This is a genomic window from Neisseria macacae ATCC 33926, assembly GCF_022749495.1.
GTDB lineage: Bacteria > Pseudomonadota > Gammaproteobacteria > Burkholderiales > Neisseriaceae > Neisseria > Neisseria macacae.
The window spans coordinates 110977-130349 of record NZ_CP094241.1; the positions used below are offsets into that span (position 1 = coordinate 110977).

Genomic DNA, 19373 nt, shown 5'->3' on the forward strand with positions numbered 1-19373 from the left:
GTACCGTTGTTGATGTTTGTATAGGGATGGCGGTTCTATGTTCTTATGCCGCATTTCGAAAGCCACCCTAATCCTCGTATGTCGTCATTCCCGCGCAGGCGGGAATCCAGACCTCTAGTTTTCAGAAATATTCAAAGATTACCGTCATTTCAAACTTCTGGATTCCCGCCTGCGCGGGAATGACGAAAAGGGTTTTCTGCCATTTTAATCTATTAAAAATAGAAAAATTTCCTTAATCCTTAATTTCCAAATTCATATTTGTACAGAAATCAAAGTATGCCTTTTCAGACGACCTTTTCGACAAAATCGCGGTAGTGTTCGGCAAATTCGTCGGCGTGGCTTAAAAACGGGGCGTGTGCCGCTTTTTCCATCAATACCAATTCGCTGTCCGCCAGATGGCGGTTGAGGTATTCGCCCATGCGCGGCGGGGTGATGGCGTCTTTTTGTCCAAACACTAAAAGCGACGGGGCTTGGATGCTTGAAAGCAGGGGGCGGGCATCGGCTTGGTTGACGGCATCCAACGCGGCTTGCAGGGCGGGCGGTGCGCCGTGGCGGGAGAGGTCGGGCAGGATGTTGCCGATGATTTCGGCGGCGTTTGGTGTGTGCAGCAACTGTAATTGTAGAAACTGTTTGATATGTTTGGCATAATCCTGCCGGAACGCGCCGACCATCTTGCCCAAAGCGGGGTTGGACAGCCCTTCGGGGTAGTCCGCGTCGGCGGTCAGGCGGGCGAAACTTGCGGTCAGGCAGAGCGAACAGACTTTGTCGGGACGGCGTGCGGCGAGATGGAGCGCGACCAAGCCGCCGAGCGACCAGCCGAGGATGTGGGCGGGCGTGTCGATTTCTTCGGCGAAGGCTTCGGCAATTGCGGCGATGTTGAAGTTTTCGGCAAAGGGTGCGTCGCCGTGTCCGGGCAAATCGAGGGCGCGGATGTCCCAATCGGAGGGCAGGCGCGGGATGAGGTCGTCGAAGACGTGGCGGTTCGCTGCCCAGCCGTGTATCAGATAAACTTTTTTGGCGGAGTGCGGCATGGCTGTTTTCTCTATGGATGTGTTTTCTTGGTGGCGCAATGCGGGATGGTGGCACAAAAGCCGTTGCGTATTATGCCACGCCTTGGTTTCAGCGTGCGAAACCCGGCCGTATGGCGGTTTTTGCGGCGGCTGCGCGGCGGACTTGGAAGAGTTTTTTACGGACGCGGCAAACAGTTGCCCCTTGTGTTTCCGCACTATACAGGGCGGGGCGGTGTGCGGCGGCTGTCAGAAGAAGCCGCCGGCATTTGAGCGGATGTGGGCTTCGCTGTATTATGGGCCGCCCGTCAGCAGTATGATACGCGCGTTGAAGCATTTGGCAGACCTCGGCATGAGCCGTCCGCTGGCGGAACTGATGCGCCGCCATGCGCCCGACTGGCTGGAAACGGAGCATTTCGATTTTGTGCTGCCCGTGCCGTTGAGTAAAGAAAGGCGGCTGCACCGCGGCTTCAACCAAAGCGAGGAATTGGCGGATATTCTGTCCGAACATTACGGCTGGACGCTGCTGCCGCGGCAGACGGTTTTCAGACGACATCGCGAGCCGCAAAGTACGCTGAAAAGCGCAGACAGGGTTCGCAATATAAAAAATGCTTTTGAAATCAATGGTCATATCTCGAAAAACTGTAATATTTTGTTAATCGACGATGTGTTCACCACCGGCTCGACGCTGAACGAACTGGCGCGGACGCTGAAAAAATCAGGCGCAGGCAAGATTTTTTGCTGGAGTTTGGCGCGTCCGCTAATGAAAAAATAGCTAAAGTTTTTGACACCTGCGGAACATTTCGGCATTATGCCCCTCTATAAGTGATTGATTTATATGTTTACCATAGTTTTGTACCAACCCGAAATCCCGCCCAATACGGGCAATATCATCCGATTGTGCGCCAACACCGGAGCCGATTTGCATCTGGTCAAGCCGCTCGGTTTTCCGCTGGATTCGGCAAAAATGAAACGCGCAGGTTTGGATTATCACGAGTTTGCAAAACTGACGGTACACGAGAATTTCGAAGATTGTCTCAAAGCCCTGGAAGGCCGCCGCATTTTCGCGCTGACCACCAAAGGCAAAACCCGTCCTGACGAAGTTTCCTTTGTTGAGGGCGATGTCTTTTTGTTCGGCCCCGAGACACGCGGCCTGCCCGCCGAAATCCTCGACACCCTGCCCCAAGGGCAAAAGCTGCGCCTGCCCATGAAGCCCGGCAGCCGGAGCATGAATCTTTCCAACACCGTCGCCGTGATTCTGTTTGAAGCATGGCGGCAAAACGGTTACGCAGGCGGTGTATAACATCCGCTGGGGAGTCTCCCTGAGCCGTTTGACAAAAACCAAGACGATACTGTCCGACAACAGCTTGGTTTTTGTCAAACCGCCGATACGTCGTCTGAAACCGCCTGGGAGCCATCCCACTGCGTTATCAACTCAAGAACGGACTACGTTTTGACTTTATCTAAAACTACCCTTTTCTCCACCCTGACTGCCGTCGCAATCAGCATCCTTTCCATTCATTCCGCCTCAGCCGACTCCATCGTCCGTGCCGAGAAGCTGCATTCCTCCGCCAACCGCAGCTACAAAGTCGCCGGCAAACGCTACACGCCGATGACCAAAGTATCCTCCTTCGTCCAAACCGGCAACGCTTCATGGTACGGCAACCAGTTCCACGGCCGTAAAACCTCCAGCGGCGAGCGTTACAACATGAACGCCCTGACCGCCGCCCACAAAACCCTCCCCATTCCCAGCTACGCCCGTGTGACCAACACCAAAAACGGTAAAAGCGTCATCGTCCGCGTCAACGACCGTGGTCCTTTCCACGGCAACCGTGTGATCGATGTTTCCAAAGCCGCCGCCCAACAATTGGGTTTCATCAACCAAGGCACGGCACATGTCAAAGTCGAACAAATCGTACCAGGTCAAAGCACCCAAGTTTATGATGGCAAAGACATTTTCGTCGATTTGAAATCCTTCGGTACCGAACGCGAAGCGCAAGCCTATATGAACCAGGCGGCAAGAAACCTTTCCGCCGGCATGATGAACCCGAGAGTTTCCATGGAGAAACGTGACTACGAATACGTCGTCAAAATGGGTCCGTTCACCTCGCAAGAGCGTGCCGCCGAAGCCGAAGCCAAAGCACGCGGTCTGATTCAGGCAGCTTCGCTGTCCCTCTAAGCCGCATCCGTGTTTTCAGACGACCTGTTGCAAGACAGGTCGTTTTGTATTGAAGCTAGGTACAAAGCCGTCGTATCCTTGCATCCTTTTCCTTATATAGTGGATTAAAATAGTGGATTAAAATTGCAATGATACGGCGTTGCCAACGCCCTTATACTACCCGTACACAGCGGGCGTTGCCGCCTTGTCTCATTTTTATTTTAATCCACTATAATTCCCCGCTTCTCAACCAAAGGAATCCCCACCATGTCCCTCCCACCTTGCCCGCAATGCCAATCCGAATACACCTACGAAGACGGCAGCCAATACATCTGTCCCGAATGCGCGTTTGAATGGACGGAAAACGACGGCGAAGCCGCAGAAGAAACCATGAGCGTCAAAGATGCCAACGGCGCCGTGTTGCAAGACGGCGACACCGTCGTCCTGATTAAAGACCTCAAAGTCAAAGGCAGCTCCATGGTTATCAAGCAAGGAACCAAGGTAAAAGGCATACGCCTGCAAGAAGGCGACCACAATATCGGTTGCAAAATCGACGGCAGCGCGATGAATTTGAAATCAGAGTTTGTCAAAAAAGCATGATGTTGGTATAATAACCGTTGGTGGGTCGCTAGGCCGACCTGAAAACCGTTTGTAAAGCTACTTGTCTCCGTAAGGGTTGCTTTCAAACGGTTTTCGCCTTTTCGGCAGGAGGAAATAGGCGTTGCACCAATTGACGGCAGCGATATTTCGTCCGCCACATCAAACAAAGGTCGTCTGAAACCTGTTTTCGGTTTCAGACGACCTTTTTCATGGTTCGGCAAAATGGCTGTGTCGAATCAAAACGCATCCGCAGGCATTTTGCCGTATCGGGATTTTTCGTTATCGGACTGTTTGCCCGATTTGGCTTAGTCCAACAACGCGTCCACAAACGCGCGCGCGTCAAACGGGCGCAAATCGTCTATGCCTTCGCCCACGCCGATATAGCGGACGGGGACGGGGCGGTCGGAGGCAAGCGCGGCGAGGATGCCGCCTTTTGCCGTACCGTCGAGTTTGGTCACAATCAGTCCCGTCAGCCCCAGCGCATCGTCAAAGGCTTTGACTTGGTTGACGGCGTTTTGCCCGATATTGGCATCGAGGACGACGATGATTTCGTGCGGCGCATCGGGCATCGCTTTTTGCAGCACGCGCTTCACTTTTTTGATTTCTTCCATCAAATGAAGCTGCGTGGGCAGGCGGCCAGCGGTGTCGGCAAGCACGATGTCGATGCCGCGCGCTTTGGCGGCTTGAACGGCATCGAAGCAGACGGCGGCGGAATCACCCGTGGTTTGCGAGATGACGGTAACGTTGTTGCGTTCGCCCCATGCTTGAAGCTGCTCGCGAGCGGCGGCGCGGAAGGTGTCGCCTGCGGCAAGCAGCACGGATTTGCCCTGAGCTTGGAAATATTTGGCGAGTTTGCCGATGGAAGTGGTTTTACCCGCGCCGTTGATGCCCGCCAACATGATGACGAACGGCTCTTTCGTGTCGGGCAAGACCAGCGGTTTTTCCAACGGCTTAATCAAGTCGTACAAAGCTTCTTTCAATGCGCCGCGCAACTCGTTGCCGTCTTTCAGCCCCTTGAGGCTGACGCGGTTGCGCACGTCTTTCATCAGGTATTCCGTCGCTTCCATGCCCATGTCGCTGGTAATCAGCACGGTTTCCAGCTCTTCGTACAAGTCTTCGTCGATTTGCCCGCCGCCGAACACGCCCGCCAGCGATTTCGCCATTTTGTCGCGCGATTTGGTCAAACCCTGTTTCAAACGCGCCGCCCAGCCGAGTTTGGGTTCGGTTTCGGATGGTTCAGAGGTTTCAGACGACGTTGCGACGGCTGTATTTTCAAAGGCTGCTACGGAATGTTCTTCGGATGTTGCAGGCGTGGCTTCGGCTTGGATTTCTAAAGTTTCGACAGCTTCTGCGGTTTCAGACGACCCGTCGCTGACCGCTTCATGGACGTGTTCGACCGTTTCGGAAACATGTTCAACCACAGTCTCGCAGATTTCTTCGGCGTGCTCTTTGGTACTTTCTACCGCCGTTTCAACTGCCGCCGTCAGCTCTTCCGCTTTTTCGCCGACATTTTCCTGAACCGTTTCAAGCGTTTGCGAAACGGCAGCTTCAGCGTTCTCTACGGCTTCGGCGGCGGTTTCCTGAATACGGGTTTCTTCTTGAGCGGGCGTTTCCTGTTTTTTCTTGCGGCGGAAGAAGCTGAACATTGAATTTTCCTTTTAATTTTAGAAACTTGAAATAGGGCGTATTGTAGCGTATTTTGCGCGGCAAGGTCGTCTGAAAACGTGATAATCGAATAAGGTTTGCTGACGTGTTCCGCGGATGGAAGTACAATACCCGTCTTCTCGGTTTCCGCTATTCGGAGTGCCGCATCGTCCTCAAGTGGAATAAGGTCGTTTTACTCCGTATCGTTTTGATTTTTAAAAGGTAAGCCAAAATGAAAAGAATATTTTTTACCATCCTGTTTTTGTCTACGGCTGCCTATGCCAGCCATACCTATTCATCAGACAAGTTGACTTGCACATACCAAGATTTGACCGCCCCAAACAGCCAACCGAAAACAACGGCTTGCAGCAGCCTGGCTTGGGAAAGCGCACAAGTCTATGATGAAAAACGCGGCGGCTATATCGCGGGGAACGGGGAAGAGTACAAATTGAAAAATGGAAAAACGATTGTTTTTTCGTATGAAGCCTTTGTGAAAACGAAAGAATCCAACCCGACAGGCGGCAAATGGACTCATTCGACCAAACTGATGAATAACAAGACTTACACCACCTCCGAGCGTACCTTAAAAGGCAAAAGCTGGACCTGCTACCGCTCGGAAAAAGAAGAATTATGCGTAGATGCCCCAAGCCTTTACTCTATCTTATCGGCTGTTAATTAATTTCCTCTGCGTTTGGCTTTGCCTAATGTCTCGATATGAAAAAAGGTCGTCTGAAACCGGATTTCCAGTTTCAGACGACCTTTTGTTTACCGTTACGCCCTCCAGCATCTATATCCTTTGCCTCACGCTTTTGTTAACCTTTAAAGATTATAGTGGATTAACTTTAAACCAGCACGGCGTTGCCTCGCCTTGCCGTACTGTCTGCGGCTTCGTCGCCTTGTCCTGATTTAAAGTTAATCCACTATATATTCGGACGGAGGCTGACAGTTTGCCGATTCCGGATAAACCTGCCCAACCCATTGCCGTTTCCGTGCGGGCGGAAGGGATGGAAAGTCAAGCATCAAAACACTATCCCCATACGGTCTTTTTAAAAAAGGTCGTCTGAAAATACGGCATATATTTTCACCGAGCAACAACCTTATCGGGAAATGCGAACTTGCCGAACATCCCGTTTATGTATATGATAACGAACACCGTGCCGGTGTAGCTCAGTTGGTAGAGCAGCGCATTCGTAACGCGAAGGTCGGGGGTTCGATTCCCTTCTCCGGCACCAGATTGGATAAAGAAAGGTCGTCTGAAAACTTGGTTTTGGGTTTTCAGACGACCTTTTTTATTGCGGTGTTTGTTCAAGACTGAGGACTCGGAAGGTGTCTTTTAGAATATCAAGAACTCCATCCATTCCATATGGACAAATATTTTTGTTATCAAGAAAATCTTTATTTATACGCTCTTGCCATGATTCTCTATCATGAAGGGTACTAACGTCAAAATGTATATTTGCAGCAAGCCGTAGGTCGGATACTTGTATCCGACCTACGGCTGCTGCCCTGCATATTGCCGCGCCAGTCGGCCAGTTCGCCCTGTGCGGCGCGTTGCCACACGGCAAAAAAGCGTTGGCGGATGATGCCGTCGAACGCATCGGATCGGGCAAACCATTGCTGCGGCGCAGTTTCGCGAAACCAAAAATCCAATACGGCACGATAATCTGAAGACGGAGCGTTCATGATTACAAACCCTTCCGCATAATCCGCTGCCCCAGCCGTGCGGAGAGGCGGTTAATCCAATAGAGCCACTTCGTTTTGCCAATCATGCTTTCAAAGCGGTTGCGTTCAAAATCACGCCAAAATTCGTCTGCCAATTCGTCGGGCGAAATTTTCAGGTGCGCGTGCCCCTTGCCTTTGTACATGGGCGTGGCGACCATGGGCGGCAGGATTTCGAACACGCGGATACCGCTGTTTTCCAACTGCCAGCGCAACACTTGCGAAAAGCTGTGTAGCGCGGCTTTGGTGGCACAGTAAACGGCGCAGGTTTCCTTGGGCACCACCGCCAAGCCCGATGATACGTTGATAACGGCGGCCTGCGGCTTGCCCGCCAGCATGGGTAGGAAGGCGCGGGTGAGCTGCACGGGCGCGGTGAGATTGACGGCGATTTCCTGCGCGATTTCGTCGTCCGTCTGCTCGTCCAACCGTTTGGTGAACTGGATGCCGGCGTTGTTGATGAGGATACTGGTTTCGGGAAACTGCGCCGCCAGCCGTGCGCGGTCTTCGGCTTGGGAAACGTCGGCGACGGCATATCCGCAACGTGCGCCGTTATCGTGCAGGCTGCCTGAAAGCTGTTCTCCTGAAAGTTGTTCTACGGCTTGGCGTAGCGCGTCTTCGCGCCGTCCGACCAAAATCACGCGGTTGCCCGCTGCATGGAACTTTTTTGCCAGCGCAAAGCCGATGCCGGTGGCGCCGCCGGTGATGAGTACGGTGTGTTGTGTGGGGATCATGGGGTTTCCTTGTTTTGGGGGTGCAGGCTGCTTTTTTCAGGCTGCCTATTCTTTCAAAAAGCCGTATTCGTACACCAGTGGTTCGAGTTTGGCAGCGAGGGCGGCGTAGGTGGTTTCGAAGGGGGCGAAGCCGGTTTGCGGAGCGGCCTTTTTCAGGGCGTTGCGGATTTTATACCAGCCTGCACCGCTTTTGTCGAGCAGGTATTCGTCGCGGATTTTGCGTTCGATGTCGGCCCGGTAGAAGGCCTGCCACAGCAAGCCGTAGGTCGGATACTTGTATCCGACACAGCTGTCCAAGATGTCAGATTCAAGAATCCGACCTACGACGCTGCGCGGGAATGACGGCAGGGGGTGCGTTCTATTTTAATCTACATAAATATGTGTCGGTATTAAAAAAGGTCGTCTGAAACCTGATTTTCGGTTTCAGACGACCTTTTCTTATCTGCGTGCAAGCCTATTTCGCCCCTTTAAACCCGCGCTTCAAATGCACCATCAGCAACGCCACTGCTGCAGGGGTTACGCCGGAAATGCGGCTGGCTTGCCCGACGGTTTCGGGTTTGTGCTGGTTGAGCTTTTGCTGCACTTCGGCGGATAAACCTTTGACTTTGCTGTAATCGATGTCGTCGGGTAACTTTAGGGTTTCGATGTCGCGGCGGCTGTCGATTTCTTCGTTTTGGCGGTCGATATAGCCTTGGTATTTGACTTGGATTTCGACTTGTTCGATGACTTCGGCAGAGAGGTTTTCAGGCGACCTTGCGCCTTCGAGCGTCATCAGTGCGGCGTAGTCGAGGTTCGGGCGGCGCAGGAGGTCGTGCAGGTTGGCTTCGCGGCTGAGTTTTTGTCCGAACACGCGGATTTGTTCGTCTTCGGCGAGTTTTTGCGGCGTATACCACGTTGTTTTCAAACGTTGGATTTCGCGTTCGATGGCTTCGCGCTTTTCGTTGAACATGCGCCATTGTTCTTCACCCACCAAGCCGATTTTGTGGCCGTCTTCGGTCAGACGCATATCGGCATTGTCTTCGCGTAGTTGCAGGCGGTATTCGGCGCGGCTGGTGAACATGCGGTAGGGTTCGTTCACGCCTTTGGTGATGAGGTCGTCCACCAATACGCCGAGATAGGCTTGTTCGCGGCGCAGCAGGAGCGGGTCTTGTTCGCGGACGTATTGCACGGCGTTTGCGCCTGCGAGCAGGCCTTGCGCGGCAGCTTCTTCGTAACCGGTCGTACCGTTGATTTGTCCGGCGAAGAAGAGGCCTTGGATGGTTTTGGTTTCGAGGCTGGCTTTGAGGTTGCGCGGGTCGAAGTAGTCGTATTCGATGGCGTAGCCGGGGCGCAGGATATGGGCGTTTTCAAGGCCTTTCATACTGCGCACGAGCGCGATTTGGATGTCGAACGGCAGGCTGGTGGAGATGCCGTTGGGGTAGTATTCGTTGGTGGTCAGGCCTTCGGGTTCGAGGAAAATCTGATGGCTGTCTTTGTCGGCGAAGCGGTTGATTTTGTCTTCGATCGACGGGCAGTAGCGCGGGCCGACGCCTTCGATTTTGCCGGTGAACATGGGGCTGCGGTCGAAGCCTGAGCGGATAATGTCGTGTGTTTTCAAATTGGTATGCGTAATCCAGCAGGACACTTGGCGCGGGTGCATTTCGGCGTCGCCGCGCACGGACATTACCGGAACGGGCGTGTCGCCGGGCTGTTCGGTGAGCCGGGAGAAATCAATCGTGCGCCCGTCGATACGCGGCGGCGTGCCGGTTTTCAGACGACCTTGCGGCAGGTTCAATTCGCGCAAACGTCCGCCCAGCGATTTGGCGGCGGGGTCGCCGGCGCGGCCGCCTTCGTAGTTTTCCAAACCAATGTGGATTTTGCCGGACAAAAACGTGCCTGCGGTCAGCACGACGGCGCGGGCTTTGAATTCCACGCCCATCGCGGTCATGACGCCTGAAATACGGTCGCCGTCGAGGGTTACGTCGTCAACCGACTGCTGGAAGAGGTCGAGGTTTTCTTGGTTTTCCAGCATCTCGCGGATGGCGGCTTTGTACAGGATGCGGTCCGCCTGCGCGCGCGTGGCACGAACCGCTGCGCCTTTGCTGGCGTTCAGACGGCGGAACTGGATGCCGGATTTGTCGGTGGCCAACGCCATCGCGCCGCCGAGCGCGTCGAGTTCGCGCACAAGATGGCCTTTGCCGATGCCGCCGATGGACGGGTTGCACGACATTTGTCCGAGCGTTTCGATGTTGTGTGTGAGCAAAAGCGTCTGCGCGCCCATGCGTGCGGCGGCAAGCGCGGCTTCCGTGCCTGCGTGGCCGCCGCCGACGACGATGACGTCGTAGGTTTTGGGGTAAATCATGTGGGTCATGTGTTTCAACGGGCCTAATGGTTTCAGACGACCTCTTTTCTCTGACGGAGGTCGTCTGAAAATATAATGAATTCAAAAATAAACGTGGGATTGTACGCTTTTTCGGGGGGATTTGACAGGTGGAAAGGCGCTTGCGGGTACGGGATGGGGAAAGGGTCGTCTGAAAACGGGGATGAACGAGTTTCTCTACAAACCCGAATCTAAAGGTTTTCAGACGACCTCGTTTTAACCTGAAACCTACCCCCTCTCCCGTCCGGCGGGAGAGGGCTGGGGAGAGGGTGGCTCTTAGGGTTACACAAATCCGATTTTGCCTAAACCCCACAAAGCCACCCCCATCCTGGCCTTCCCCCGCCGGACGGGGGAAGGGACAAGTTGCTGTTGCAGCCACCCGTAGCGTGGGCTTTGCCCACGAGATAAATAACGTACACGGTTTCCCGATTCAGGTTATCAGACTGTGGATTTCGTGGGCAAAGCCCACGCTACCAGAGTTATTCCAATCCCGTGTTGATTGAATAAATAAGGTCGCCTGAAAACGGGTGTAGAACGAGTTTCTCTAAAACCCGAATCTCAAAATTTTCAGACGACCTTGTTTCAACCTGAAACCTACCCCCTCTCCCGTCCGGCGGGAGAGGGTTGGGGAGAGGGCGGCTCTTAGGGCTGCACGAATTTGCTTTTATTACCTAAACCTACAAAGCCACCCCCATCCTAACCTTCCCCCGCTGGACGGGGGAAGGGACAGGTTGCCGTTGCAGCCACCCGTAGCGTGGACTTTGCCCACGAGATGAAAGCAAATGAGATTATTGTCTGACATGGTTAGACAGCAGATTTCGCGGGCAAAGCCCACGCTACAAATTTGGTTTGACCCAACCTACTTGAATTAAACAAAAAGGTCGTCTGAAAACCTCAACATTCGGTTTTCAGACGACCTTTCGCTCAGTTCAACGTAGAAAATCGATCCCAACGCCGTCAGGCATTATTCATAAACTTTCAACAGCTCTACTTCAAACACCAATGTCGCGTTAGGCGGAATCACGCCGCCGGCGCCGCGTGCGCCGTAGCCCATTTCGGCGGGAATGGTCAGCTTGCGTTTGCCACCTTCCTTCATGCCGCCGAAACCTTCGTCCCAGCCTTGAATGACCTGACCCACGCCCAGCGTAATCGTCAGCGGCTGACGGCGGTCGAGGCTGGAGTCGAATTTGGTGCCGTCTTCCAGCCAACCGGTGTAATGTACGGTAATTTCCTTGCCTTTCACGGCCTCTTTGCCGTGACCTTCCTGCAAATCTTCAATAATCAAACCGCTCATGTTTTATCCTTTCATAGCGTTTTCAATCAGTTAACAATATCGACTCTTCGATATTCCGCGCTGAAGGGTATCATAGCTGCCGTTTCCGATAAAGCAAAAGGTCGTCTGAAAACGGATGGATACGTTTTCAGACGACCTTTCAATTTCAACCGATTAGCAATCAATTTGAGCCGTTTTGCAACGAACGGGCATAGGTGTCGTTGTAGCCGATGTCGGTGATTTCGCGCACGCCTGTGGCAGGTGCGGTGAATTTCACGCGGTCATCATCCTTACGCATATCGTGCGCGTCGTGATATTCGACTTGGGTTAAGCCCGGAATGGGGCCGGAGTCGTTGGCATGGTTCCATTCAGGAATGCGGCTGTCGGCGAAAGATGCGGCGGCGGCAACGGCGATGAGGGAGGCGAAGAGTGCTTTTTTCATGATACTTTCCTTATGATGTTGAATATAAAAGATGAACTGCATAGGCGTTCAAGCGATGGAAAGCATTTTATTAATTTCGTTTTGATTGATAAATATCTATTTTATTGAAAGAATATTTACTAATAAGAAACAATATGCCCTAACCCGTTTTCAGACGACCTCCGGTCAAAACTTATCCACAATGGTGCAGCGGCGTAGCCCATTCTTGTTTCACGGTTTTATAGTGGATTAAATTTAAATCAGGACAAGACGACGAAGCCGCAGACAGTACAGATAGTACGACAAGGCGAGGTAACGCCGTACTGGTTTAAAGTTAATCCACTATATTTTTTTCGTAACGTCGCCATGCCTGTTCGTGGAAATAGAAAACGACGGTGTTGGCAAGCGGTTCGACCAGCGCGACTGCGCTTGAGATGCCGATGCTGCCGGTCAAAATATAGGCAACGCCGAACGCGGTGGCGAAATGTAAAATGGCAAAAGTCATGGTTTTAATCATGATGGTTTCCTGATATGGTGATGTCTGTATGGTTCGGATAATAACTATTCTCAACTATGCCGTATATTTTGAATATTTTATTCAAAATTAGTTTATTTTAATCATTATTTTATTTTTGATAGGTAAAACATGAATCCACTGTGCATTGCCGTTCTCGACCGCGACACGCTTGCCGACCGTCCGTTTGACTTTGATTTTCCGCATACTTTAAGCAGCTATGGTTCAACTGAGGCGCATCAGACCGCCGAGCGCATACAGGGCGCGGACATCATCATTACCAACAAAGTCGTGATTTCCGCCGAACACATCGCCGCCAACCCGCAGCTCAAACTGATTGCGCTAGCCGCGACGGGCGTCAACAATGTTGACCTTGCTGCCGCCAAGCAAGCGGGCGTGAGCGTGTGCAACATCCGCGCTTACGGCAATGAATCCGTGGCGGAACACGCGTTTATGATGATGATTACCCTGATGCGCAACCTGCCTGCCTATCAGCGAGACGTTGCAGCAGGCTTGTGGGAAAACTCGCCGTTTTTCTGCCACCTCGGCGCACCGATGCGCGATTTAAACGGTAAAACACTGGCGATTTTCGGTCGCGGCAACATCGGACAGACGCTGGCAACTTATGCACAGGCGTTCAAAATGAAGGTCGTGTTTGTCGAACACAAACACGCCGAAACCGTCCGCGACGGCTACGTTTCCTTTGACGAAGCCGTCCGCACTGCCGACGCGCTGTCGCTGCATTGCCCGCTCACGCCGGAAACGGCAAACATGATAGGCGAAGCCGAGTTGCAACAGATGAAGCCCGGCGCCATCCTCATCAACTGCGGGCGCGGCGGCTTGGTTGATGAAGCCGCTTTGGTTGCGGCGTTGAAATACGGCCAAATCGGCGGGGCAGGTTTTGACGTGTTAACACAAGAGCCGCCGCGCGACGGCAACCCTCTGCTGAAAGCTCGACTGCCCAACCTTATTGTCACGCCACACATTGCATGGGCAAGCCAAGAGGCCGCCAACCGTCTGTTTGACATCCTTGTGGACAACATCAACCGCTTCGTCGCGGGCAATCCGCAGAATCTGGTTTGATGCCGATAGCCCTTAGCCCTGTTGATAATTTTGTGAACAATTTAAAAGGTCGTCTGAAAATTTTCAGACGACCTTTTTGTATGTTGATATTTTTCAATGAATTAAGTTTAATTTGATTGAATTGGGATGAGGTTCAAATTGTGGATAAGTTGTGAGCAATCCGTGGATTTCGTCAAAAACCAATGCTTTCAAACGGCAAAGGTCGTCTGAAACCTGAATCTTGGTTTTCAGACGACCTTTCGCGTATGGATAAGGTTTAATCTTATTTGCCGATACAGAAGCGCGAGAAAATCACGCCCAGCAAATCGTCGGCGGTAAATTCGCCGGTGATTTCGCTGCACGCGTTTTGGGCGAGGCGCAGGTGTTCGGCGAAAAGCTCGATTTGGTTGTTGTCGCAGAGGGCGGCATTTTCCAGCTCGGTTTCGGCTTCGTGCAAGGCGTTGAGGTGGCGGCTGCGGGCGAGGAACAGGCTTTCGCTTTCGCCCTGCCAGCCGACTTCCTGCAACAGCGCGTGTTTGAGCAAGTCGAGACCCGCGCCGGTTTTGGCGGACAGGCTGATGACGGAGTCCGCGCCGGTTTGCGCGAGGCCGTCTGAACGGACGGCGACGGGTTCGCCGGTCAGGTCGGCTTTGTTGTGGATTTCGATTTTTTTCAAACCTTCGGGCAGGCTGTTCAAAATGGCTTGGGTTTTGGCGTTCACGCCTTCGCGCGGGTCAATCAGAATCAGGGCGACATCGGCTTCGGAGACGGCTTTGCGGCTGCGCTCGATGCCGATTTGTTCGACCACGTCGTCGGTTTCGCGCAGGCCGGCGGTGTCGATGATGTGGACGGGCACGCCGTCGAGGGTGATTTGTTCGCGCACGGTGTCGCGGGTGGTGCCGGCGATGTCGGTTACGATGGCGATGTCGTCGCCCGCCAAGGCGTTGAGCAGGCTGGATTTGCCGACGTTGGGTGCGCCGACGAGGACGACGTTCATGCCTTCGCGCAAAATCGCGCCTTGTTCCGCGCTGGCGAGGACGGTTTTCAGACGACCTTGCAGGGCTTGGAGCTTGCCGCGCGCGTCGGCGGCTTCGAGAAAATCGATGTCTTCTTCGGGGAAGTCCAGCGTAGCTTCGACCAGCATCCGCAGGGTGATGAGGTCGTCCACCAGCTCGTGTATGTGTCGGGAAAACGCGCCCTTGAGCGAACGCAATGCCATGCGTGCGGCGGACTTGCTGGAGGCGTCGATGAGGTCAGCGACGCTTTCGGCTTGGGCAAGGTCGAGTTTGTTGTTGAGGAAGGCGCGTTTGGTAAATTCGCCCGGCTCCGCCATGCGCGCCCCCAGTTCGAGGCAGCGCGAGAGCAGCATGTCCATCACCACAGGGCCGCCGTGTCCCTGCAATTCAATCACGTCTTCGCCGGTAAAGCTGGCGGGGGCGGCGAAGTAGAGCAGGATGCCGTTGTCTAGCGGCTGCCCGTCGCCGCCGAGAAAGTCGGTGTAAAGCGCGGTGCGCGGTTTGGGCGTTTTGCCGCCGCTGAGGGTTTGCGCCAAAGGCAGCAGGTTTTTGCCGGAAAGACGGATAACGCCGACGCCGCCGCGTCCGGGGGCGGTGGCGATGGCGGCGATGGTGGGTTGGGATGCGGACATGGCTGGCTCGTATCGGGAACTGGGTGAGCGGTATTATAGCAAAGGGTTTCTAAAATCTTTGAACTTGCTATTGATATTAAGTGAGAATAGAAAGATAGACGGATAAGCAATTAGTAACACATATTAAATAAAACAATTTCATATGGTATTGCATATAAAAAGCTCATGAAGTAATATCTTCAATTATGAATACTAAGCCCCAAACCATTTTTTCGGACTTGATAGGTCAAATTAGGGACATGCGCAGAAAAACGTGCATTCGACCATTTGATTTGACTCGTGCAAAAAGAGATGCAGAGAAATTATTAAAAACACACGCTCCTCATCAAGGTTATTTATGTTTAGCGGAACTCGCAGTCTTTGAAGATGCACCTCTACAAACTCGTCTGAAAAGTGTGGAAGAATACTTGAATAAAGCTTCTCGTTTGCCACATGATACTCGTAATTATTATATAACTTATTGTAATTGTTTAGTTAGACTTGGTGAGCGTAAGTCTGCTTATTCAGTTCTTGATAAGTATGTTGATATTTTGGAGGATGACATTGAAGCTTTGAGAGGATGTTTTGAGTATACTAGGTTTACTGGTCAAATCTCTTTATCTGAAAAAGTTATAAATAAACTGAATAAACTAGGAAAAGATATGACTAAGGAAGCTGAGGAAATAAAAAGAATTAAAACAGTAATTAATGAATCATATCTAAAAGAACTATTAGTATATGCTGGGGAGGTTCTGCGTAGTTACAGCTTAATTAATGATGGCTTAAATTTGGATTGTAGCTATGCTGAGGATGAAATTTTCTACGAATTAACAGTGCTGGCTGACTCAGATGAAGACAAAGTTGCTTCTTGTGATATTGAGTTGAGTCGTTTGAAGATTAAATTTGCTCGCGAAAAAGGGATTAATCTTAGCCGTTTCGTGTTGGGTTGTGCTGTAAGGGATATAAATTAATGATTACTGCGATAGATTTCTTGCATTTTGCGGATAGTTTATGTCGTAATAGTGAAACAGATGATAGAGTATGTATCAGTAGAGCTTACTATGCAGCCATGCATCATGCTCTAGAAAAAGCAATAAATAAGGGTTATCAGCGAGATAAGTATGATGCTGGGGGAACACATAAGAATTTGATTTTCTATTATGAAAGACAGGCTGATGATGATAGTTCACTTATTGCGGATTTATTAAAAAAACTAAGAAAAGTTCGATCTCGAGCAGATTACGAGTTAGTTGAATCAATTTATTCAAGTCATGCAAAGACTGCAATTAAGCAGGCTAAAGAGATATTCTCCCTTATTTGATAAAAATCCAAATCATAAAAGGTCGTCTGAAAACCTGAAAGCGGTTTTCAGACGACCTTTCTATCTTTTCCTTCAATGAGCCGGAAGGAATCAACGTTTTTTCTTAGCGTTTTTCTTTTCGGCGGCGGCAAGGCGCATGGCGACGAATTCGACCATCAGTTCTTTTTTCGTCCAGAAGAAGTTTTTCATTTTTTCCAGAGAATAGATTTTGCGCACCATCATGGGCAGGCCGGCATGGATGATGGCGGCGACTTCGCCGTTGCGGGTTTCGTCCGCCATGGCGGTTTTGAGGTCGGTCTGGTTGGCGGCGAGGTAGTCGCCGAGTTGTTTTTGAACGCTGGTGCTGATTTCAAATTGCTTAATCATGTTTTCTTTCCGTTTTGTGTTTGTTCCGCGAGGTAGGGCGGCTATTGGTTTTAATTACATGTGCATTTTAACAAATTTTAATTTTATTGCATATCAACTGTGCGAAATTATGACGTGATTTACAATTTTTCGGGCGTAAAACAGACAGTCGTTGACATAAAGAAAACAGCCGCTGCGGTTTGGCGGGTAAAATACGCGTTTTCGAGCGTGAGGTCGTCTGAAAATGTATTTGTGGTTTAAGCTCTTGCATGTGTTTTTTGTGATTTCGTGGTTCGCCGGACTGTTTTATCTGCCGCGGATTTTTGTGAATCTAGCGCAGGTTGAGGCGGCGGAGCAGCCGGTGGAATATGAGCGGCTCTCGGCGATGGCGCGGCGGCTGTATAAGTTTATGTCGCCGTTGGGGTTCGGGACGCTGGTGTGCGGCATGGTGATTCCGTTTGTGACGGGCTGGTGGGGGCAGGGCTGGCTGCATGTGAAGCTGTTGATGGGCCTGCTGCTTTTGGCTTATCAATTTTATTGCGGCGCGCTGCTTCGGGGCTTTGAGGAAAAACGCAATAAGCATTCGCACAAGTGGTACAGGGTGTTTAACGAAGTGCCTGTGTTGATGATGGTCGTCGCTTTGTATATGGTGGTGTTCAAGCCGTTTTAAGGTGTGTGCGAAACCTGCAAAACCTGTTTTCAGACGACCTTCTTTTATATTGGAATCAAACAGATGACTATTGAAATCGAACGCCGCTTCCTGTTGAAAAACGATGACTGGAAGCGCGAAGCCTCCGCGCCGCAGGTGTTGCAGCAGGGCTATTTGAGCGTAGAAAAAGAGCGCACCATCCGCGTGCGCATTATTGACGACAAGGCTTGGCTGACTTTGAAAGGCTATATTTCGGATGTCAGCCGCAGCGAGTTTGAATACGAAATTCCTTTGGCGCACGCGCGGCAGATGATGGAGACGATGTGTCCGTTTAAGATGGAAAAACACCGTTATCGGGTGGAGTTTAAAGGTTTTGTGTTTGAAATCGACGAGTATTTCGGCGATAACGCGCCTTTGGTGGTGGCGGAGGTCGAGCTGCCTGCGGAAGATACACCGTTTGAAAAACCGGACTGGCTGGGCGCGGAGATTACGTCGGAAGGAAAATTTACCAATGCGTATTTGAGCAAACATCCTTATTCGACTTGGTAGGCTGGTTGGGGAATAACGGTATGCCGCTGATACTGGACGCGGATTGTAGCGTGGGCTTTGCCCGCGGAAAACGGCCTGGTTGATTGTCCGGTTCGGGATTTGATCGGCAGACTCGTGGGCAAAGCCCACGCTACGGCTGGCTTAATTTAATTCGCTATATCGGCTTGTTTGAGAAGCACAAAGGTCGTCTGAAAACCGGTTTTCAGACGACCTTTTTGATTTTAGATTGTAGCGTCTTTGCCCACGGAAAACGGCTTGGTTGATTGTCCGGTTCGGGATTTGATCGATAGATTCGTGGGCAAAGCCCACGCTACGGCTGGCTTGGTAGGTGGGTTGGGGAATAACGGTACGCCGCCGATACTAGACGCGGATTGTAGGATTGTAGGATTGTAGGATTGTAGGATTGTAGGATTGTAGGATTGTAGCGTGGGCTTTGCCCACGAAAAACGGCTTGGACGATTGTCTGGTTCGGGATTTGATCGGCAGATTCGCGGGCGAAGCCCACGCTACGGCCTGCTTAATTTAATCCACTATATCGGCTTGTTTGGGAATCACAAAGGTCGTCTGAAAACCGGTTTTCAGACGACCTTTGTGATTTTAGATTGTAGCGTGGGCTTTACCCACGAGGAAACAGCTTGGTTGATTGTCCGAATCAGGATTTGATCGGCAGATTCGCGGGCGAAGCCCACGCTACGGCTGGCTTAATTTAATTCGCTATATCGGCTGTTTGAGAATCACAAAGGTCGTCTGAAAACTGTTTTTCAGACGACCTTTGTGATTTTATTGATTCATCGCATCGCTGGCGGACGGTTTGACGGCAAACCGCCTGTTTTTTTATCGGATGCGGGTGTAATGGACGAACGCGTAGCCTGTGCCGTTGGCGGAGGTGTGGGTTTCGCGGGCGGCTTCGCGCCATTCTGACGGCGAAAATTCGGGAAAAAACGCATCGCCTTGGACGTCTAATGCCACTTCGGTAATCCGCAAATCGCTGGCGAGCGGCAGGGCTTGGGCATAGATTTGTGCGCCGCCCATGATGATGATTTCTTCCGCAGCGGCACATAATGCCAAAGCCTCTTCAAGGCTGCCGACGGTTTCCGCGCCTTCTGCCGGATAATCTGCCTGACGGCTGATGACGATATTGCGGCGGCCGGGCAGCGGCTTGCGGGGCAGGGATTCCCAAGTTTTTCGCCCCATCACGACGGGTTTGTCGAGGGTATAGGATTTGAAAAATGCGAAGTCCTCGGGCAAGTGCCAAGGCATGGTGTTGTTGATGCCTATGCAGCGGTCGGGCGCGCAGGCGGCAATCAGGGTGATTTTCGGCATGAGGTGGTCTTTTGATTGAGAAGTAGCTGTATTGTAAACGATATGTAAACGCAGGTGTTTAAAAGGAGGTA

General features: G+C 51.8%; 23 protein-coding genes, 1 tRNA gene and 1 pseudogene. 13 read left to right on the top strand and 12 right to left on the bottom strand.

Going from position 1 to position 19373, the window contains the following annotated elements:
• Positions 1–284 precede the first annotated feature (284 nt).
• Positions 285–1031 (bottom strand): pimeloyl-ACP methyl ester esterase BioH, encoded by a 747-nt coding sequence (gene bioH, locus MON40_RS00575; protein WP_003779669.1) that lies wholly within the window; start codon positions 1029–1031, stop codon positions 285–287.
• 13 nt (positions 1032–1044) lie between these two features.
• Here bioH and MON40_RS00580 point away from each other — a divergent pair, with 13 nt between their 5' ends.
• The 4 genes from MON40_RS00580 (at position 1045) to MON40_RS00595 (ending at position 3765) form a co-directional block, all read left to right on the top strand.
• Complete coding sequence (locus MON40_RS00580; RefSeq protein ID WP_039863216.1) at positions 1045–1782, top strand: ComF family protein; 738 nt, start codon at positions 1045–1047, stop codon at positions 1780–1782.
• 63 nt (positions 1783–1845) lie between these two features.
• Entirely contained in the window at positions 1846–2310 is a 465-nt protein-coding gene (gene trmL / locus MON40_RS00585) for a tRNA (uridine(34)/cytosine(34)/5-carboxymethylaminomethyluridine(34)-2'-O)-methyltransferase TrmL (protein ID WP_003779672.1), read from the top strand.
• 150 nt (positions 2311–2460) lie between these two features.
• Positions 2461–3186 carry a septal ring lytic transglycosylase RlpA family protein gene (locus tag MON40_RS00590; protein ID WP_003779675.1) on the top strand — a complete coding sequence of 242 codons (726 nt, stop codon included), beginning with the start codon at positions 2461–2463 and terminating at the stop codon, positions 3184–3186.
• A 246-nt stretch (positions 3187–3432) separates the two neighbouring features.
• Positions 3433–3765 carry a zinc ribbon domain-containing protein YjdM gene (locus tag MON40_RS00595; protein ID WP_003779677.1) on the top strand — a complete coding sequence of 111 codons (333 nt, stop codon included), beginning with the start codon at positions 3433–3435 and terminating at the stop codon, positions 3763–3765.
• A gap of 305 nt (positions 3766–4070) precedes the next feature.
• On the opposite strand, the gene ftsY is transcribed toward MON40_RS00595, so the two are convergent.
• On the bottom strand, positions 4071–5411 hold the full coding sequence (gene ftsY / locus MON40_RS00600) for a signal recognition particle-docking protein FtsY (protein WP_003779678.1): 1341 nt from the start codon (positions 5409–5411) through the stop codon (positions 4071–4073).
• A gap of 230 nt (positions 5412–5641) precedes the next feature.
• On the opposite strand from ftsY, the gene MON40_RS00605 reads away from it, so the two are divergent.
• From MON40_RS00605 to MON40_RS00615, 3 genes are all read left to right on the top strand, one after another.
• Complete coding sequence (locus tag MON40_RS00605) at positions 5642–6088, top strand: hypothetical protein (RefSeq protein ID WP_003779680.1); 447 nt, start codon at positions 5642–5644, stop codon at positions 6086–6088.
• Between the two features lie 25 nt (positions 6089–6113).
• Positions 6114–6314, top strand: a complete 201-nt coding sequence (locus tag MON40_RS00610; protein WP_003779681.1) for a hypothetical protein — start codon at positions 6114–6116, stop codon at positions 6312–6314.
• Between the two features lie 251 nt (positions 6315–6565).
• Positions 6566–6641: transfer RNA gene (locus tag MON40_RS00615), tRNA-Thr, on the top strand.
• 211 nt (positions 6642–6852) lie between these two features.
• Here MON40_RS00615 and MON40_RS00620 read toward each other — a convergent pair.
• From MON40_RS00620 to MON40_RS00645, 6 genes are all read right to left on the bottom strand, one after another.
• The gene (locus MON40_RS00620; protein ID WP_003779683.1) at positions 6853–7092 is read right to left on the bottom strand and encodes a DUF924 family protein; all 240 of its coding nucleotides are present in this window, start codon (positions 7090–7092) and stop codon (positions 6853–6855) included.
• 2 nt (positions 7093–7094) lie between these two features.
• The gene (locus MON40_RS00625) at positions 7095–7859 is read right to left on the bottom strand and encodes an SDR family oxidoreductase (RefSeq protein WP_003779684.1); all 765 of its coding nucleotides are present in this window, start codon (positions 7857–7859) and stop codon (positions 7095–7097) included.
• A gap of 45 nt (positions 7860–7904) precedes the next feature.
• A complete protein-coding gene (locus MON40_RS00630) occupies positions 7905–8156 on the bottom strand; it encodes a hypothetical protein (protein ID WP_147611987.1) in 252 nt (83 codons plus the stop codon).
• 157 nt (positions 8157–8313) lie between these two features.
• Entirely contained in the window at positions 8314–10209 is a 1896-nt protein-coding gene (mnmG, locus tag MON40_RS00635) for a tRNA uridine-5-carboxymethylaminomethyl(34) synthesis enzyme MnmG (RefSeq protein WP_003779686.1), read from the bottom strand.
• Positions 10210–11182: 973 nt separating this feature from the next.
• A complete protein-coding gene (locus MON40_RS00640) occupies positions 11183–11512 on the bottom strand; it encodes an FKBP-type peptidyl-prolyl cis-trans isomerase (RefSeq protein ID WP_003743612.1) in 330 nt (109 codons plus the stop codon).
• A gap of 160 nt (positions 11513–11672) precedes the next feature.
• Complete coding sequence (locus MON40_RS00645; RefSeq protein WP_003762337.1) at positions 11673–11933, bottom strand: hypothetical protein; 261 nt, start codon at positions 11931–11933, stop codon at positions 11673–11675.
• A gap of 219 nt (positions 11934–12152) precedes the next feature.
• On the opposite strand from MON40_RS00645, the pseudogene MON40_RS13430 reads away from it, so the two are divergent.
• Positions 12153–12260: pseudogene (locus tag MON40_RS13430) on the top strand (IS5/IS1182 family transposase); the annotation flags it as partial.
• Here MON40_RS13430 and MON40_RS00650 read toward each other — a convergent pair.
• Positions 12247–12429, bottom strand: a complete 183-nt coding sequence (locus MON40_RS00650) for a DUF2061 domain-containing protein (RefSeq protein ID WP_003763483.1) — start codon at positions 12427–12429, stop codon at positions 12247–12249. The pseudogene MON40_RS13430 and the gene MON40_RS00650 overlap by 14 nt on opposite strands.
• A gap of 129 nt (positions 12430–12558) precedes the next feature.
• Between MON40_RS00650 and MON40_RS00655 the strand changes: the two genes are divergently transcribed.
• Positions 12559–13509 carry a D-2-hydroxyacid dehydrogenase gene (locus MON40_RS00655; RefSeq protein ID WP_003779689.1) on the top strand — a complete coding sequence of 317 codons (951 nt, stop codon included), beginning with the start codon at positions 12559–12561 and terminating at the stop codon, positions 13507–13509.
• Positions 13510–13771: 262 nt separating this feature from the next.
• Here the strand turns inward: MON40_RS00655 and mnmE are convergent, their stop codons facing one another.
• Positions 13772–15136: a tRNA uridine-5-carboxymethylaminomethyl(34) synthesis GTPase MnmE gene (mnmE, locus tag MON40_RS00660; RefSeq protein WP_003779690.1), complete on the bottom strand. Its 1365-nt coding sequence runs from the start codon at positions 15134–15136 to the stop codon at positions 13772–13774.
• A gap of 272 nt (positions 15137–15408) precedes the next feature.
• Between mnmE and MON40_RS00665 the strand changes: the two genes are divergently transcribed.
• Positions 15409–16086 (top strand): hypothetical protein, encoded by a 678-nt coding sequence (locus MON40_RS00665; protein WP_242925955.1) that lies wholly within the window; start codon positions 15409–15411, stop codon positions 16084–16086.
• A complete protein-coding gene (locus tag MON40_RS00670) occupies positions 16086–16436 on the top strand; it encodes a HEPN domain-containing protein (protein ID WP_242925956.1) in 351 nt (116 codons plus the stop codon). Before MON40_RS00665 ends, MON40_RS00670 begins: the two co-directional genes overlap by 1 nt.
• 90 nt (positions 16437–16526) lie before the next feature.
• On the opposite strand, the gene MON40_RS00675 is transcribed toward MON40_RS00670, so the two are convergent.
• On the bottom strand, positions 16527–16802 hold the full coding sequence (locus MON40_RS00675; protein ID WP_003762327.1) for a hypothetical protein: 276 nt from the start codon (positions 16800–16802) through the stop codon (positions 16527–16529).
• A gap of 223 nt (positions 16803–17025) precedes the next feature.
• On the opposite strand from MON40_RS00675, the gene MON40_RS00680 reads away from it, so the two are divergent.
• Together MON40_RS00680 and MON40_RS00685 are read left to right on the top strand one after the other, a co-directional pair.
• The gene (locus tag MON40_RS00680) at positions 17026–17451 is read left to right on the top strand and encodes a CopD family protein (RefSeq protein ID WP_003762323.1); all 426 of its coding nucleotides are present in this window, start codon (positions 17026–17028) and stop codon (positions 17449–17451) included.
• 63 nt (positions 17452–17514) lie between these two features.
• On the top strand, positions 17515–17979 hold the full coding sequence (locus MON40_RS00685) for a CYTH domain-containing protein (protein WP_036491155.1): 465 nt from the start codon (positions 17515–17517) through the stop codon (positions 17977–17979).
• An 834-nt stretch (positions 17980–18813) separates the two neighbouring features.
• Here the strand turns inward: MON40_RS00685 and MON40_RS00690 are convergent.
• Positions 18814–19302 (bottom strand): dihydrofolate reductase, encoded by a 489-nt coding sequence (locus tag MON40_RS00690; RefSeq protein ID WP_003779699.1) that lies wholly within the window; start codon positions 19300–19302, stop codon positions 18814–18816.
• Positions 19303–19373 lie beyond the last annotated feature (71 nt).

Coding starts and splice junctions, on each gene's coding strand:
- bioH (WP_003779669.1), bottom strand. CDS start 1,031: ATGCCGCACTCCGCCAAAAAAGTTTATCTGATACACGGCTGGGCAGCG.
- MON40_RS00580 (WP_039863216.1), top strand. CDS start 1,045: ATGGATGTGTTTTCTTGGTGGCGCAATGCGGGATGGTGGCACAAAAGC.
- trmL (WP_003779672.1), top strand. CDS start 1,846: ATGTTTACCATAGTTTTGTACCAACCCGAAATCCCGCCCAATACGGGC.
- MON40_RS00595 (WP_003779677.1), top strand. CDS start 3,433: ATGTCCCTCCCACCTTGCCCGCAATGCCAATCCGAATACACCTACGAA.
- ftsY (WP_003779678.1), bottom strand. CDS start 5,411: ATGTTCAGCTTCTTCCGCCGCAAGAAAAAACAGGAAACGCCCGCTCAA.
- MON40_RS00605 (WP_003779680.1), top strand. CDS start 5,642: ATGAAAAGAATATTTTTTACCATCCTGTTTTTGTCTACGGCTGCCTAT.
- MON40_RS00610 (WP_003779681.1), top strand. CDS start 6,114: ATGTCTCGATATGAAAAAAGGTCGTCTGAAACCGGATTTCCAGTTTCA.
- MON40_RS00620 (WP_003779683.1), bottom strand. CDS start 7,092: ATGAACGCTCCGTCTTCAGATTATCGTGCCGTATTGGATTTTTGGTTT.
- MON40_RS00625 (WP_003779684.1), bottom strand. CDS start 7,859: ATGATCCCCACACAACACACCGTACTCATCACCGGCGGCGCCACCGGC.
- mnmG (WP_003779686.1), bottom strand. CDS start 10,209: ATGACCCACATGATTTACCCCAAAACCTACGACGTCATCGTCGTCGGC.
- MON40_RS00640 (WP_003743612.1), bottom strand. CDS start 11,512: ATGAGCGGTTTGATTATTGAAGATTTGCAGGAAGGTCACGGCAAAGAG.
- MON40_RS00645 (WP_003762337.1), bottom strand. CDS start 11,933: ATGAAAAAAGCACTCTTCGCCTCCCTCATCGCCGTTGCCGCCGCCGCA.
- MON40_RS00650 (WP_003763483.1), bottom strand. CDS start 12,429: ATGATTAAAACCATGACTTTTGCCATTTTACATTTCGCCACCGCGTTC.
- MON40_RS00655 (WP_003779689.1), top strand. CDS start 12,559: ATGAATCCACTGTGCATTGCCGTTCTCGACCGCGACACGCTTGCCGAC.
- mnmE (WP_003779690.1), bottom strand. CDS start 15,136: ATGTCCGCATCCCAACCCACCATCGCCGCCATCGCCACCGCCCCCGGA.
- MON40_RS00670 (WP_242925956.1), top strand. CDS start 16,086: ATGATTACTGCGATAGATTTCTTGCATTTTGCGGATAGTTTATGTCGT.
- MON40_RS00675 (WP_003762327.1), bottom strand. CDS start 16,802: ATGATTAAGCAATTTGAAATCAGCACCAGCGTTCAAAAACAACTCGGC.
- MON40_RS00680 (WP_003762323.1), top strand. CDS start 17,026: ATGTATTTGTGGTTTAAGCTCTTGCATGTGTTTTTTGTGATTTCGTGG.
- MON40_RS00685 (WP_036491155.1), top strand. CDS start 17,515: ATGACTATTGAAATCGAACGCCGCTTCCTGTTGAAAAACGATGACTGG.
- MON40_RS00690 (WP_003779699.1), bottom strand. CDS start 19,302: ATGCCGAAAATCACCCTGATTGCCGCCTGCGCGCCCGACCGCTGCATA.